Source organism: Streptomyces sp. NPDC085900 (assembly GCF_044540925.1).
Classification (GTDB): Bacteria; Actinomycetota; Actinomycetes; order Streptomycetales; family Streptomycetaceae; genus Streptomyces; species Streptomyces gilvifuscus.
The window spans coordinates 185,346-200,261 of record NZ_JBITSP010000012.1; the positions used below are offsets into that span (position 1 = coordinate 185,346).

At 71.3% G+C, this 14,916-nt stretch carries 9 protein-coding genes and 2 pseudogenes; 1 reads left to right on the forward strand and 10 read right to left on the reverse strand.

Annotated features, from left to right (window positions below; genetic code table 11):
- Positions 1–158: 158 nt before the first annotated feature.
- The 8 genes and pseudogenes from ACIGDI_RS34200 to ACIGDI_RS34235 form a co-directional block, all read right to left on the reverse strand.
- The gene (locus ACIGDI_RS34200) at positions 159–6,452 is read right to left on the reverse strand and encodes an amino acid adenylation domain-containing protein (protein ID WP_399904982.1); all 6,294 of its coding nucleotides are present in this window, start codon (positions 6,450–6,452) and stop codon (positions 159–161) included.
- 362 nt (positions 6,453–6,814) lie between these two features.
- Positions 6,815–7,105: pseudogene (locus ACIGDI_RS34205) on the reverse strand (ISAs1 family transposase); the annotation flags it as partial.
- A 39-nt stretch (positions 7,106–7,144) separates the two neighbouring features.
- A complete protein-coding gene (locus tag ACIGDI_RS34210) occupies positions 7,145–7,558 on the reverse strand; it encodes a hypothetical protein (RefSeq protein WP_142146650.1) in 414 nt (137 codons plus the stop codon).
- On the reverse strand, positions 7,555–8,028 hold the full coding sequence (locus tag ACIGDI_RS34215) for a protease inhibitor I42 family protein (RefSeq protein WP_399904985.1): 474 nt from the start codon (positions 8,026–8,028) through the stop codon (positions 7,555–7,557). The genes ACIGDI_RS34210 and ACIGDI_RS34215 overlap by 4 nt, the downstream gene beginning before the upstream one ends.
- A gap of 9 nt (positions 8,029–8,037) precedes the next feature.
- A complete protein-coding gene (locus ACIGDI_RS34220; RefSeq protein ID WP_399904988.1) occupies positions 8,038–9,639 on the reverse strand; it encodes a peptidoglycan-binding protein in 1,602 nt (533 codons plus the stop codon).
- 151 nt (positions 9,640–9,790) lie between these two features.
- A complete protein-coding gene (locus ACIGDI_RS34225; RefSeq protein ID WP_399904991.1) occupies positions 9,791–10,210 on the reverse strand; it encodes a WXG100 family type VII secretion target in 420 nt (139 codons plus the stop codon).
- 174 nt (positions 10,211–10,384) lie between these two features.
- Positions 10,385–11,203: pseudogene (locus ACIGDI_RS34230) on the reverse strand (IS5 family transposase).
- A 95-nt stretch (positions 11,204–11,298) separates the two neighbouring features.
- A complete protein-coding gene (locus tag ACIGDI_RS34235; RefSeq protein ID WP_399904994.1) occupies positions 11,299–11,610 on the reverse strand; it encodes a hypothetical protein in 312 nt (103 codons plus the stop codon).
- Between the two features lie 149 nt (positions 11,611–11,759).
- Here ACIGDI_RS34235 and ACIGDI_RS34240 point away from each other — a divergent pair, with 149 nt between their 5' ends.
- A complete protein-coding gene (locus ACIGDI_RS34240) occupies positions 11,760–12,749 on the forward strand; it encodes a magnesium and cobalt transport protein CorA (RefSeq protein WP_399904996.1) in 990 nt (329 codons plus the stop codon).
- 427 nt (positions 12,750–13,176) lie between these two features.
- Here the strand turns inward: ACIGDI_RS34240 and ACIGDI_RS34245 are convergent, their stop codons facing one another.
- Entirely contained in the window at positions 13,177–14,127 is a 951-nt protein-coding gene (locus tag ACIGDI_RS34245) for an IS481 family transposase (RefSeq protein ID WP_399904999.1), read from the reverse strand.
- A gap of 338 nt (positions 14,128–14,465) precedes the next feature.
- Complete coding sequence (locus tag ACIGDI_RS34250; RefSeq protein ID WP_399905002.1) at positions 14,466–14,852, reverse strand: TraR/DksA family transcriptional regulator; 387 nt, start codon at positions 14,850–14,852, stop codon at positions 14,466–14,468.
- Between the last annotated feature and the right edge of the window lie 64 nt (positions 14,853–14,916).

The window sequence follows — 14,916 nt, forward strand, 5'->3', positions numbered from 1 at the left end:
CGGGCCGCCGGGAGGGGGATCGCGGACACGAGGGGTGCCCGCCGGGAACGGTCCGCGGGGGGGCGCAGCCCGGGGGGCGGAGAGCAGCCGACGGCCCTCGCCGACTGCCGACTCGGCGCTCCGTCGGCACCCGGCGGCCGGCCGCCGGTCCGCGTCGGTCAGAGGTCCGCGGTCAGGGACAGATCGATCTCGTCGTCGCTCATCTGGGAGATCAACTCCAGCAGCCGGCGTTCCACCTCGGCGGCGAGCCGCTCCACCGTGGGGTGTTCGAACAGGTCCCGGACCTGGAAGGGGCAGTCGAAGGCGATCCGGAGCCGGGAGGCGATCGACACCGCGCGCAGGGAGTGGCCGCCCAGCGCGAAGAAGTCGTCGTGGACGCCGACCCGGGGCAGGTCGAGGACCTCGCACCAGATCTGGGCGACGACCGTCTCGGCCGGGGTGCGCGGCGGCACCAGGGTGTGCGCCTCCCGCACCTCGGGGTCGGGCAGCGCCGCGGTGTCCAGCTTGCCCTGGACGGTCAGGGGCAGGGCGTCGAGCAGGACGAACGCCGACGGGACGAGGTAGTGGGGCAGCTGGGCCCGGCAGTGGGTGGCCAGCGACTCCTCGGACAGGCCGTCGCCCGCGACATAGCCGACCAGCGCGGGCTCGCCGTGCAGCGTGCGGACGAGGACGGCGGCGCCGCGCACCCCCGGATGGGCGCGCAGGACCGCTTCGGCCTCGCCGGGTTCGACGCGGAAACCGCGGATCTTGACCTGGTCGTCGTTGCGGCCGAGGAACTCCAGTGCGCCGGAGGGCAGTCGGCGTACGACGTCGCCGGTGCGGTAGAGGCGGGCGCCGGGTTCGCCGTACGGGTCGGGCACGAACCGCTCGGCCGTCAGGGCCGGCCGGCGCAAGTAGCCCCGCGCCAGCTCGGGTCCTCCGACGAGGAGTTCGCCCGGGACACCGTGCGGGGCCAGCTCACCGCGTGGGTCGACGACGTAGGTGCGGCGGGTGCCCAGCGCCCGTCCGATGGGCACTCTGCTCTCCGGCCGGGCCCGCAGGGTGTGTGCGGTGGCGGAGACGACCGCCTCGGTGGGGCCGTAGGTGTTGACGACCGCGACGTCCGGCAGGTGGGCGAACCAGCGCTCCAGCGGGTCGGCGGGCAGCGCCTCTCCCCCGGTCACCAGCAGCCGCAGGCTGCCCAGCCGAGGGGCCAGCGCGTCCAGGTGGGCCACGCACTCCGCCCAGTAGGACGGAGTCAGTTCCATGACGGTGATCCCGGCCGCGGCGACGTGGTCGGCCAGTTCCTCCGGGGCCCAGATCTCGTCGGGCCGCACGTGCACGCTCGCTCCGACGCTGAGCGCGGGCAGGATCTGTTCCAGGGAGGCGTCGAAGGAGGTGGAGGCGAAGGTGAGCACCCGGTCCCGGTCTGTCAGCGCGAACAGCTCGCGGGCGGCGGCGACATGGGCGTCCAGGGCGTGGTGTTCGACGCCGACGGCCTTGGGCCGGCCGGTGGAGCCCGAGGTGAAGATGACATAGGCCAGGTCGTCGGGCCGGGGCATGTGGCGCGGGCCGTCGGCCCGCAGCGGCGCGGCGTCGGCGCGGACGGACGGCACGCCGAGGACGTCGACGGTGTCCTGAGTGAACGCGTCGCACACCACGAGCCGTACGCCCGCCTCCTGGAGCATGTGCCGCAGGCGCTGGGGCGGGAGGTGCGGGTCGAGCGGGACGTACACGCCGCCCGCCCGCCAGACGGCGAGCATGGCCGCGACCGCCGCGACACCCCGGCGCACGCACACCCCGACCGCGTCGGAGGGGGCCGTTCCCGCATTGGTGAGCGCGGCCGCGATCGCCCCGCTGCGGGCGTCGAGCTCGGCGTAGGTGAGGACGGTGTCCTCACAGACGACGGCGGTCGCCTCCGGCCGCCCGGCCGGCGTGAACGCCGGTGCCGGGGAGGCGCTGCCGCCCGCGGCCGCCAGCAACTCGCGGCGGTCGTGCGGCGAGAGCAGGGGCGCTTCGTCGACGCGGATCTCCGGGGAGTCGAGCAGGGTGTGCAGGAGGCGGCCGACGTGCTCGGCGAAGCGGGTGGCGGTGGCCGGGTCGAAGAGGTCCGACGCGTACTCGACGTTGAGGGCGAACCCGGCGTCCCTGATCACGAAGGTGGCGGTCAGGTCGAACTTGGCCGAACTCCACGGCAGGGCCAGGTCGGTGGCCTCCAGGCCGGGCAGTGCCGGATGGCCGGCCGAGGCGTCCTGGACGTCCACCATGACCTGGAAGAGCGGATTGCGGGACAGGTCGCGTTCGGGGCGCAGCCGTTCCACGACCTTCTCGAAGGGGACTTCCTGGTGTTCGAAGGCTCCCAGGACCACGTCGCGGACCCGGTCGACGAGCTCGGCGAGCGTCGGCCGCCCGGACAGGTCCGTGCGCAGCACGACCGTGTTCACGAAGAAGCCGACCAGCGGCTCCAGTTCGAGCCGGTCGCGACCGGCGACGGGCGTGCCGACCGAGATGTCGCTCTGCCCGGTCCAGCGGGCCAGCACCGCCTGTGCGGCGGCGAGCAGCACCATGAAGCGGCTGGCCCCGTGCTCCCGGGCCAGGGCGTCTACGCGGTCGACGAGGTCACGGGGCAGTTCGACCTCGACGGCGCCGCCCCGGCCGGTGAACGCGGCCGGGCGGGGCCGGTCGGTGGGCAGGTCCAGCACCGGTGCGCCGTCGAGGACGTCCTCCCAGTAGGCCAGTTGGGGTTCCATGGCTCCGCTGTCGGCCCGGTCGCGCTGCCAGACGGCGAAGTCGCCGTACTGCACGGGCAGCGGCGGCAACGCGGCACGCCGGCCCCGCAGGCGGGCGTGGTAGTGCTGGGCGAGTTCGTCCAGCAGGACGCCTTTGGACCAGCCGTCGGTGACCGCGTGGTGCAGGCTGATCAGGACGACGTGGTCGTCATCGGCCAGTTCCCACACCCCCGAGCGCAGCAGGGGCGGCCGGGCGAGGTCGAAACGGCGGGTGGCGAAGGCCGCGGCGCGCGGGCGCAGCCGCGTCACGCGGTCCGGTCCGTCGGCGGTCTCGGGCACCCGCTCCCAGTGCAGTGGCACCCCGACCGGGGCGCACACCTGCTGCACCGGCTGTCCCTCGTGCTCCACCAGTGCGGTGCGCAGCACCTCGTGGCGGGTAACCAGGTCGTCCAGGGCGTGTTGCCAGGCGGTGCGGTCCAGGCCGCCTCGGATGCGCCAGCAGTACCAGAGCAGGTAGGACTCGCCCGTGTCGGAGGTGCGGTCCAGGAACCACAGACGTTCCTGTGCGAAGGACAGCGGCAGGGGCCCGTCTCGGTCGACGGGCATCACCTCGGCGGCTCCCGAGACGCGGGCGCCGGCCACCGCGGGGGCGAAGCCGCGGACGGTGGGGTGCTCGAACACGGTGCGCAGCTCGACCTCGCGTCCCAGACGCTGGGCGATCCGGGACACGGCCATGGTGGCGAGCAGGGAGTGACCGCCCAGGTCGAAGAAGCTGTCGTCCAGACCGACCCGGTCCAGGCCCAGGACGTCGGCCCACACCTCGGCGACGGTCCGCTCCGTCTCGTCGCGGGGTGCGGCGTACGCGGGACCGGCCGCGTCGCGGGTGTGGGCACCCTCGGGCAGGGCGGACCGGTCGAGCTTGCCGGAGACACCGACCGGCAGGGCGTCCAGGACGACGAAGTCCGACGGTACGGCGTGCTGCGGCAGGTGGCGCGCGCACCAGGCACGCAGCTCGGCCCGGTCGGGAGTGGCGTCGGCGCCCGCGGCGGGCACCACGTAGCCGATGAGACTGCGGCCGGTGGCGCGGTCGGGACGGGCGGCGGCCTGCGCGACCAGCGGGCAGGCCCGCAACACCGTCTCCACTTCGCCGAGTTCGATGCGGAAGCCCCGGATCTTGACCTGGTCGTCGTGGCGCCCGAGGAACTCCAGCTCCCCGCCGGGTGTCCAGCGCACGATGTCGCCGGTGCGGTAGAGGCGTCCGCCGGGCGGCCCGAACGGATCGGGTACGAAGCGGTCGGCGGTCAGCGCGGGCTGTCCGAGGTAGCCGCGCGCCACCTCCGTCCCGCCGATGAGGAGTTCGCCCCCGACGCCGACCGGAACGGGTTCGCCGTCGGCGTCGACGACGTACAGCCGGCGCTCCCCCAGCGGCCGGCCGATGGGCACGGTGTGGGCGGGCGGGTCATCGGCGTCGTAGGTGGTGGCGGTGACAGTGGTCTCGGTGGGGCCGTAGGCGTTGCAGACACGGACATGAGGGACGGCGGCGTGCCACGCGGCGAGTGTGTCGGGCGGGACGGCCTCGCCGCCCAGGACCAGCAGACGCAGGCTGCCGAGGGCGGCGGCAAGCCGGCGGTCGAGGGAGAGGGTCAGTTCGGCCCAGTAGGTGGGTGGCACGTTGACGACGGTCAGGGCGTGCCGCTGGACGATCTCGGGGACCTGGGTCGGCAGCCACGGCTCGTCGGGCCGCATGACGACGCCGGCGCCCGTGGTCAGGGCGGGCAGGACCTGGTCGAGGGAGGCGTCGAAGGAGAACGAGGCGAAGGCCAGGACACGGTCGGCGGCGGTGATGCCGAACCGTGCCCGGGCGGCGGCCACATGGGAGGCCAGGGCGGCGTGCTCGACACCGACGGCCTTGGGCCGTCCGGTGGATCCGGAGGTGAAGATGACATGGGCCAGCTCCCGCGGGTGCGGGCGGTGGCGGGGCCCGTCCGCACACGCGGCGACGGTGCTGGTGTCGACGCGGACCGGCGCGAGAGCGGCGGCGTCAGGCGCGGTGGCAGGGTCGGTGACGACACAGGCGAGGTGCGCCGCCTGGGCCATGTACCGCAGCCGCTCGGCGGGCAGTTCGGGGTCGAGGGGCACATAGGCGCCGCCCGCCCGCCAGATGCCCTCGATGGCCGCGACCGACCACAGGCCCCGGCGCAGCAGGACGCCCACCGCGTCACCGGGCTTCACACCCGCGGCCCGCAGCGCGACCGCCAGACCGCCGGTCATCTCCTCCAGTTCGGCATACGTGACGCTCGCGTCACCGCAGCGCAGCGCGACAGAGGTGGGATCGCCGGAGAACACCAAGGCGGGCGCCGGACCGGTGGGGCGGTCGGGGGCACCGTGCCATGCGGGGCGGGGCCGGGCGAGCGCGCCCGGACGTGCGGGAAGGGACCGGACCAGCTCCCGCACCGGCGTGTCGGGAGCGGCGAGCACGGCCCGGACCAGAGCGACGTACGCCTGGGCGAAGGCGCGCATCGTGGCGGCGTCGAACAGGGCGGTGGCGTACTGGAGCAGCGCGGCGATGCTGCCGTCCGCACGCAGGGTGAGGTCGAGGAAGACGTCCAACGGGGTCTGCAGCAGCGGCGGTTCGACCAGCGTGACCTCCAGACCGGGCATGTCCACCGGCTGGACGGGCGCGTTGAGGAGGGTGAAGGACGCCTGCGCGAGCGGGTGCCGGGACAGGTCGCGGGAGCCGCCGAGGGCGCCGACGACGAGGTCGAACGGTGCCTCGGCGTGGGCGAGATCGACCGGGACACGGCTGCGCACCCGCTCCAGCAAGCCCGTGAAACCCGGCGCGCCCCCGAGGTCGGTGCGCAGGACGACCGTGTTGACCAGCGGGCCGATGAGTGCGGCGGCGCCGGGCCGGGAACGCTCGGCCAAGGTGCTGCACACGGCGACGTCGTCGCGGCCCGCCCAATGCCCGAGCAGCACCTGGTAGGCGGCCAGCAGGACCATGTACCGGGTGGCGCGCCGGGAGCGGGCGAAGGAGTCCACGGCGGCGACCAGGTCGGCGGGCAGATCGAAGCGGACGACGTCACCCGCGCCGTCCCAGGTCCGGGGCCGCGGCCGGTCCGTCGGCAGCTCCAGCGCGGTCAGTCCGGAAAGGCGCTCACGCCAGTGGGCGAGCATGCGCTCCAGCCGGGGGCCCCGCAGCCGCTCCCGCTGGGTGCGGGCCAGGTCGCTGTAGGAGACGGCGGGGGCTGTGACGATCTCCCCGCGGTAGCTGGCGGCGAGTTCTTCCAGCAGGACGCCCCAGGACCAGCCGTCCACGGCGATGTGGTGTACCTCGACCAGCAGCAGGTGCTCGTCAGCCGCGACGCGTGCGAGAACGGCACGGACCGGGTGCTGGGCGGCCAGGTCGAGGGGCCGCCCGAGGCAGCGGCGGTACAGCTCGTCCGGGCCGCTGACCTCGGTGCGTTCCAGGGCGACACCGGCCGGAGCGTCCACCAGCTGAACGGGTTCACCGTCGACGGCGGTGAACCGTGAGCGCAGCACCTCGTGCCGGTCCACGATCGCGGACAGCGACCGGTGCAGCCTGTCCACGTCCAGAAGACCGCGCAGCCTGAGGACCAGCGGGAGCATCGACCCACTGGAGGAGCCGGCGAGCTGGTCCATGAACCACAGTCGGCGCTGGGCCAGGGATGGGGTGCGGGTGTCGACGCCGTCCAGAGCCCTCTCGGGGGCCGGTCCTGCTGTCACTGTGAGCCTCCAAGCCGTGTTTTGCAGCAGAGTGCCGTCCACGGCCGGGGGGCCCATAGGGAAGAAGACGCAGCACCGCACGCAGAGCGCGCTGCCGAACCGGCGGCCGTCGGCCGTGCCACCTCCTGCGCGATGCCCGCACCGAACACGCGGGCGGGGCGTCCTGTCGTCCCTGCCCCGCCGGCTGGTTCCGGGCGCGGGCTACGGCCGCCCCCGTTATGGTCTTCGCGGTCCTGCAAGAGGTCGACGACGCCTCAGGCAATAGGGCGCTATCTGCGTCAAGACCTCGGAACACCCCGGCGCCGCCAGCGCCGCCGACCGCCCACTCCGGGCCCCTGCGTCTACCTCGGATGTCCGGTTGATCATGTGATGCCGTAGAGGGCGAGGACGCGGTGGCGTTCGGTGTGGGGTCGGCGTCCGGCGGCGGTGTTGACGTACCCGGCGAGCTTGAGGGCGCCGTGGATCAGGTCGCGGACGGCGGCGAGCACGGAGGGCGTGTTGCGGGTCCTGACCTGGGACTTGTCCTCGCCGAAGGCGACATCACGCACCCAGTGGACGGTGTTCTCCACGGTCCGGTGCCCGTGAGCCCAGGCGGCGATCCCGGCCGCGTCGGCCTGTTCGGCGGGCAGGTCGGTGATGGCGTAGCCGGTCTCGCCGAGGTGTCGACCTGGACGGCCGCGGAGCCGCGCCGCTCACTCCCCGGCTGTCCGAGAGCGGTAGACGTGCCGGAGGCCGAGCAGTTCGGCGACGGCCTCCAGCCAACGGGCGGCCTGCTCGTCGCCGTCGACCCCGTCGGCGGTGGTGGCCGCGGACTCCAGCCACGTACGCACCATGGACGCCGCATCGTCGCCCGGCACCGGCTCGCGCAGCTCGGCCGCGTACCGGACACCTCCGCTGCGTACCACCTTGGCGAGGAAGGCCACCGCCCGCGGCTGGATGCCGAGCCGGTCCAGCAGGACGGCGGCGCCCACCGCGCCGTCGCCGAACAGGGCGGTGCGGTGCGGTCCGGCGAAGGAGAGGCCGTAACGCAGCATCGCCGGGATGTCCGACTGCGCCAGCTCGTCGTCGGTCCGGCCAGGGGGCGGGGTCTGCGACGCGGAGGTCATGACTTCCTCACGGTGACGGTGAAGGTGTGGATGGTGGCTCGGTACTTCTTCTGGGGGGTGGGGCTGCCGCTGGGGACGGGGGACGCAGTGACGGGACCGCCGGCATCGCCGCCGCCTGCGCAGGCGCCGGGCGGGCACTGGATGAGCCGGATCTTCGTCGTGCCCGGACCGACGGCCTTGAAGCCGAAGGAGTCCGCTCCGCTCCCGCTGCCGACGGCGTCGTCGTCGGCCTCGATCTCCTCCTGCTTGCCCGTCTTGCGGACGACGTCAGGGTCGGGCTCCGGCGATGTCAGATACCACCACTCCCCCATCGCGGTGTCGACCGGAACGGACAGCCTGAACTCCTGCCCCGCATCCACCTGTATGTGCTTCTCACCCAGCTCGTAGGTGTCCGGCCCGGTGCTGCCGCAGCCCGCGAGCAGGGTCATCAGCAGGGCGGGAAGGGCGAGTCGGCGCAGGGCGCTGGTCATGACGCTCACTTATCGGTCGGCGGGCAGGTGGACGGCGTACGCGTCGGGCATGCGGGAGTCGGAGGCCTTGTCCATGTGGCCGTTGACGAAGTCGTCCTCGCTCACCCAGGTCGTCCGGCCCCACGGGTTGTAGATCTCCAGCATGTCGCCCTCCTGGCCGATCACCATCATCTGGTGACCGACCCGGCTGCCGTCCTTCTCGTGCCCCTCCACTTCGAAGGGGACGGGTTTTCCCTCGGCGACGGACTTCTCGATGTCCGGCAGTACGTCACGGCGCTCGTCCGCACCGCGAACCTGCTCGTACTCGTACTTGCTGCCGGTGTGCGGGCTGATCTCGTCGTTGGCGATCTCGTTCTGCCCGTCGCTGTCCATTCCATCCGGAACATCGGACCACCAGTGCAGGTAGTCGCCGTCGCCTTCCTCGTGCAGGCGCAGCTGTTCGTCGTGGAGACGGTGACGGAAGGCGTCGGGGTCGTTCTCCTGTCCGGACGGTCCGCCGGTCAACTCCAGTGCGTAGAGGGGATCGACCATGGCGCGGGCGGTCACGGTACTCGACGGCACACAGGTGTTGCCCTCCTGGGACCACTTCTCGTTGCCGAACCACTGGTAGTCGGTGTTGCGGTTCGACCCGTCCGGATTGAGTCCCTCGTCCACCTTGCTGTCGCCGGCCGTGACGATCGGGCTGAGGTGCTGCTGAAGCCAGTACGGGTCCTTGCCGTGGATCTTGTCGCGGAACTGGCCGACCTCGTCCACGTCGTAGCCCGCGGCCAGCGCCTTGACCAGATACGCCCGCTCCTGCGGTGTCTTGGCATCCGCGAGCATCTGCTCGAAGCGGGCCTGGTCCCGCGCGTTCATCTTCTCCATGAAACGGCCGGAACGTTCGAGATCGCCCGCGGTGAGGAGTTCGTTCTCCTCCTGCGGGCCCCCGAACACGCCGACGTCGGCGAGGACGAGGCGGTCGGCGGCGGAGATGTTGTCGGTGTGCATGTGCCCGGCACGAGCCTCGGCCGCGTACTTGTTCAGCTCCCGCGCCGCCGTCCGCGCCGCGTCGTCCGCCTCCTGCGCGGCGGCGTAAAGGAAGTTGGCCCCCGTTCCCGCGATGTCCTGGGCCCGCTTGCGGTCGGCTTCCTCGTCGTCCGTTTCCACCATGTCGTCGAAGAAGCCGTCACCGCCGCCGAGCATGGTGCGGGCCTTGCGAAGCTGCTCGCGGCCGTCGTCGTCCTTGGACTGGGCGGAGGTGAGCGCGTCAGAGAGGTCGTAGAGGGCCTTGGACGCCTTACGGAACGCCTCGGCCATCTGCTCGGCGGAACGGCCGGCCGCCGCCACCACCTCGGCCGCCTTGGCGCCGGTGCTGCCCACCCACACCGATGGCAGCCCTGACGAGGCGACCTTCTCGACCCGGTGCTGTACGTCCGCGGCGTTGTCGGCCTGGCTCTTGTAGCGCTGGGCGATGGCGTCCAGGGTGCTCGGGGAGCCGACCGGCGCGGAGACACCGAGGAGGTTGCCGATGGCCTCCAGGACCTCGTTCTTGCTGTCGGCCGTCGCGAGGTCTCCCGTGTAACGGTCGATCTTTTCCTTGCGGTCGGTGGTGGACTGGCCTGCGTCAGCCATGTGGTGAGAGCCCCGCTGTCCTTGCTCGTCCCTGCCCAGGAGTCAGGTGTCAGGTGGAAGCACACACGTCGGCCGGATGCGCGAAGTCGCCGGCATGTCGATCTGTGTTGCGTGTGCCGTTGTGTCGATCTGTACGGCGTGTGCCGGTCAATCAGTCGAAGTCGGCAAGGCTCGGCGGACGCGCGCCCGGGGTAGGGCCCTTGGTCGTCCCCGGATGGGCCGCGGCGGGTGCGGGCATGGTCGTCAGGCCGTCGTTCGCGCCCGCGGAGTGCAGCGCGACGATGGTGTCGTGGTCGGCGCCCTGGTAGTTCCGCTGGGAGATGCCGACCTTGTCCGCGAGTTCGTGCAGCGCGGCTTCCAGCGTCTTCGCCTCGGCCTGCCAGGCGGCGGCGAAGTTATCGTACGCGGGGCCGGAGTCGGAGCCGCCGAGAGCGTCCGGTGTGTAGCACATGTCGTCTTCCACAGCCTTGCGTATGGCGCCGACGTCGTTGCCTGCCTGGTCGAGCTTTCCGGCCTCGCTGTCCATGCCGCTCGTGTCGATCCTGTAGCCGCCCGAGCCTGCACCGGACATGCTCTCCGCCCCCTGACTGAACGGCCGAACACCCCCGTGCGTCCAGGCCTTCTGACCAGAGATGGTAACTGATCTCATGTCCTGAGCACGCGGCCCGCGTGCCACTGTCCGGGCTGGACGGACACGGCATCGGTTTCACACCAACGCGCTTATCGGCGCCGCCGCTAACTGGCCCTAACAAAGCCTTTGGACGTGGCGGTGGGTGATCAGGCAGACGGCGAGGCCGAGGAAGGCTTCGTGGATGTCGTCGCGTCGTTCCCAGCGGATCCGCAGGCGGCGGAAGCCGTGCAGCCAGGAGATCGTCCGCTCGACGACCCAGCGGCAGGTGCCCAGGCCGGTGCCGTGCGCTTGTACTCGTTCGGCGATCGCTGGCCGGTGGCCGCGTTGCCGTACGAGTCGGCGGCACTTGTCGTGGTCGTAGCCGCGGTCGGCGAAGAGCATGTCGGGCCGTCTGCGCGGCCGGCCGACGACTCCGACCACTGCCGGGATCTTGTCCAAGAGCGGCAGGAGTTGGGTGACGTCGCCCACGGTTGCCGCCGGTCAGCGACACCGCGAGCGGGATGCCCTGGCCGTCGGTGATGATGTGGTGCTTGCTGCCCGGGCGTGCGCGGTCGACCGGGCTGGGTCCGCTTTTGGGCCCCGGCGTGCGGCCCGGACGTGGGAGGAGTCGATCACCGCCCGGGACCAGTCGAGCTGGTTCTTCGAGCGCAGCCTATTCAGCGGTAGCTGGTGGAGCTGGTCCCAGACGCCCGCTTCGTTCCAGGCCGCCAGCCGGCGCCAGCACGTCATCCCCGAGCCGAAGCCCAGCTCCTGCGGCAGGTACTCCCACTGGATGCCGGTGTGCAGGACGGACAGGATCCCGCACAAGGCCTGCCGATCGGGCACCCGAGGCCGCCCCTCGACCCGCTTGGGCGGTGGTGCGGGCAGCAACGGCTCGATCAGCGACCACGGTTCGTCCGACACGATCCACGGCCTCGACTGACGCTTCCCCATGCCCTCATCAACGAGCTATCAAGCTGACAGTCACATGATCAAACCGCTTTTGTCAGTGGCAGTAAGCACGCACCGGCCGCGCGCGGCCGAGAGGATCAGGACGCGCGGCGGAAGACGGTGACCGGACCGATGACACGGGGTGCCTGCTTCTCACGGAGGCGGTCGACGGCCGCTTCGGCGACCAGGCTGGCTTCGAGTGCGTCGCCCAGGCCAATCTGCGTGGCGGCTTCAGCCGCGGCGTGGTCGGCGGATGACCGGTTCGCGGCCTGGACCAGGCGCAGGAGACGGCCCCGGGCGTGGCGGGGGACCTGCGGTCTGGCCGGTCGCAGCCCGTCCTCGATGCGGTCTACGACGTACACCAGCACCCCCAGGACGGCCAGCAGCAGTACGGCAACGGCGATCATCACGTCAGATCCCTCCGGCCGACGACGCATGACCGGCCATCCCACCGTGGTTCGGCAGCGGCCGTTGCGTGTGGAGGTCCGGTCCCCCCGGCATCGGCCCGTCATTGAAGGACGGGGGCATGGAACGCGGCGATCGAAGCACACAAGAAAGCATGGAATGCGCGATCTATCAGGAACAGACGGGTACGTGCGAGGAGATCGACTGCCGGCAGGAAGACGGGGGATGCCAGGCCACCCTGGACCGTCTGGCTCAGCTGCAGAAGGACGAGTTCGCCTGGATTCGGCTGGACGCACCCCGCCAGGACGAACTGGAACGATTGGGCCCGTATCTCAATCTCCATCCGCTGGCGATCGAGGACGCGGTCCAGGCTCATCAGCGGCCCAAGCAGGAACGCTTCGGCGACGTGCTGGCGGTCGCGGTCAAGACCTTGTGGTTCATCCAGCAGACCGCCGATGTGGAGACCGGCGAGGTGATGATCTTCCTCGGCCCGTCGTTCGCGCTCACCGTACGCCACGGCGCCGCCGATCCCGCGGCGGAAGCCGCCAGCCGGCTTGCCCAGCAGCCCGAGATGACACGGTTGGGACCGGTCAGTGTGCTGCACGCCGTGACCGATGTGATCGTCGACGCCTACGCGGACGCTGCCGCCCAGGTCCGCACGGACCTGACACAGCTGGAGCGATGCGTCTTCTCCCCCGCCCGCGACGACGTGACCGAACAGATCTACTCACTCAAACGCGAAGTAGTGGAGTTCCGTGACGCAGTCGGACCCCTGGTGCCGGTCCTGCACCCCTTCACCACCGCGCGGGAAGACTGGCCGCGCAAGATCCTGCCCTACTTCCGAGACGTCGCCGACCACCTCACCCGCACCGACACCGAGGTCCGCGCCCTCGACGACCTGCTCACCTCCGTCCTCGACGCCCACCTGGCCAAGGTCGGCACCTGGCAGAACGACGACATGCGCCGCATCAGTGCCTGGGCCGCCATCCTCGCCATCCCCACCCTCGTCGCCGGGATCTACGGCATGAACTTCGCCCACATGCCCGAACTGGACTGGCGCTACGGCTACCCCTGCGCCCTGGCCATCATGGCGACCGGTGCGGGCCTGCTGTATCGGGCCTTCCGCCGCAACGGCTGGCTATGAGAGGCAGGAGGCTGCCGCCACCCGAGCCCGGGAGACTTTGCAGGGCCCGAAAGGGGCCGGATGCCGGGGCCAACTCGGGGATGACCGCGGCACCCGCCCCTGCTCAGCCCCGAACGCGCGAGGAGGAACACGATCCCGGGCTGAGCATCGGCTGCCCCGGCCCGAGTAGGTGCCAATGCCGGCGCGGGCGATCACCTTCAGCGTGTACTCCTCCAGGAACAGCTGGCCCGTGGTGCGGAAGCCGATGGAGCGAGGGCCCTGCTCATCGCGCAGCTCGCGGGTGCGGGACACCGCGACGTCAATGCAGTGCAGGGAGGCTCATTCGGTCGGTGCCGCGTCGCTGCCGGACGCCACGAGTGCCCAGTGGGACGGCGGCCAACCACATGCCCAGGGCAACGGAGGTGGAGCTGCCCTCAGGAGCAGGGCCCTAGTTGTATTGACCTGAAGCGTTGTTCACGCGGCTGATCGGTGGGTGGCCACCGAGTGCGGTGTGGCAGCGGTGGTGGTTGCAGGTGTGCAAGAAGTCTGACAGGGCTTCGGTGCGTTCACCGTTACTGGTGTAGGGCCGCAGGTAGGCCCACTCGTCGAGCAGGGTGCGGTTGAAGCGTTCGACCTTGCCATTGGTCTGCGGCCGGTAGATACGCCTCAGCTTGCCGGCCGCGCCGAGTTCGGCCAGGGCCTGCCGCCAGGCGAGGCTCTTGCGGTAGGGCCAGGCGTTGTCCGTCAGGACCCGTTCGATGTGGTCGATGCCGCAGGTGGCGAAGAAGGCTGCGGCCCGGCGGAGGAAGGCTGCGCAGGTGGCGGCCTTCTCGTCACTATGGATCTCGCTGTAGGCGAGTCGGGTGTGGTCGTCGATGGCGGAGTGGACGTAGTCGAAGCCCACGCTGCTGCGCCGGGCCCGGCCGGCCTGTCGGCCCAGGACTTTGTGGCCGCCGCCGTCGGGGATCCGGCCGAGTTTCTTGACGTCGACGTGGACCAGTTCGCCGGGCCGTTCGTAGCGGCGGATCACCTGGCCGGTGGGCCGGTCCAGGAAGGCCAGACGGTTCAGGCCGTGTCGGGTGAGGATGCGGTGCACGGTGGAGGGCGGCAGGCCCAGGATCGGTCCGATACGTGCCGGGCCCAGCTTGCGGTCCTGCCGCAGTCTGCAGACCTGCGCCTCGGTGGCGGCTGCGGTTCGGTGCGGTGTCCTGCGGGGCCGGCTGGAACGGTCGATGAGTCCGCTCTCGCCCTCTGAACGCCAGCGCCGGATCCACTTGTGGGCTGTGGGACGGGAGATGCCCATCTCTGCGGCGACATGCGCGACGGGACGGCCGGAGCGGACACGCTCGACCAGCAGTCGCCTGCCGTGAACGGTCAGCCGGGCATTACGGTGGGACACGAAGGCCTCCGTGCGGTGAAGATTCGACACCTCCACCACACACGGAGGCCTTCGCCACGATCAAGACCGGCCCGCGTCAACAACGCTCGTGACCAATACACCTAGTCCGCCTTTGACCGGTTCGACGCCGCCCGCGTTCGACTGAACGGAGGCCTCGCCGCCTCGTCGGCATCCAGTAGGGCGCGGGCCTGGTGCTCGGGCGTGGGGCAACGGGGCTCGACACGGCGGCATCGGCGGGTCCCGGTCAGCCGCATCGGGGCGGGAGCCCTGCCTCGCGGCCAGACACACGGCCAGCACGCGGGTCTCGCAGGCCGGTCGCGCCCTGGACCATGCACGCTTCAACGAGCTACAGACGCGCAGCGCACGCAGGTTTTCGCCGCCGGGCGAACTTCGAGGCGCCCCGTCGGGATCGGCTCACCACACTGCTCGCAGCGCCCGTAGTCGCCTCTCTCCAATCGCTCCCGGGCGTGATCCAGATCGTTCAGATGCTCGCGCGCCCGGGACAGCAGGGCAGCGACGTGCGCCCGCTCGAAGGCCGTGCTCGCCCCCTCCGGGTCGTGCTCGTCGTCAATGGCCACCAGGGCGTTCGCCTCGACGATCCCTTCGAACTCACGAGTCAGGGCGGATATCTGCTGCAGTGTGCCGACGCGGTCGGCCTCCAGCGCCGCACGTATCGACTCGGTCGGAGGTACGGGAAAGGCAGCATTGCTGGATGCATCGCTCACAGGGGAGGAACCTTTTTGCCTCGGATTCGATTCCCGGGTACCTCAGCCGTGACGGTGGCACCCA

Bases quoted from the DNA above. Each gene is read 5' to 3' on its own strand.
- ACIGDI_RS34215 (WP_399904985.1), bottom strand. From the start codon at position 8,028: ATGACCAGCGCCCTGCGCCGACTCGCCCTTCCCGCCCTGCTGATGACC.
- ACIGDI_RS34210 (WP_142146650.1), bottom strand. From the start codon at position 7,558: ATGACCTCCGCGTCGCAGACCCCGCCCCCTGGCCGGACCGACGACGAG.
- ACIGDI_RS34220 (WP_399904988.1), bottom strand. From the start codon at position 9,639: ATGGCTGACGCAGGCCAGTCCACCACCGACCGCAAGGAAAAGATCGAC.
- ACIGDI_RS34240 (WP_399904996.1), top strand. From the start codon at position 11,760: ATGGAATGCGCGATCTATCAGGAACAGACGGGTACGTGCGAGGAGATC.
- ACIGDI_RS34225 (WP_399904991.1), bottom strand. From the start codon at position 10,210: ATGTCCGGTGCAGGCTCGGGCGGCTACAGGATCGACACGAGCGGCATG.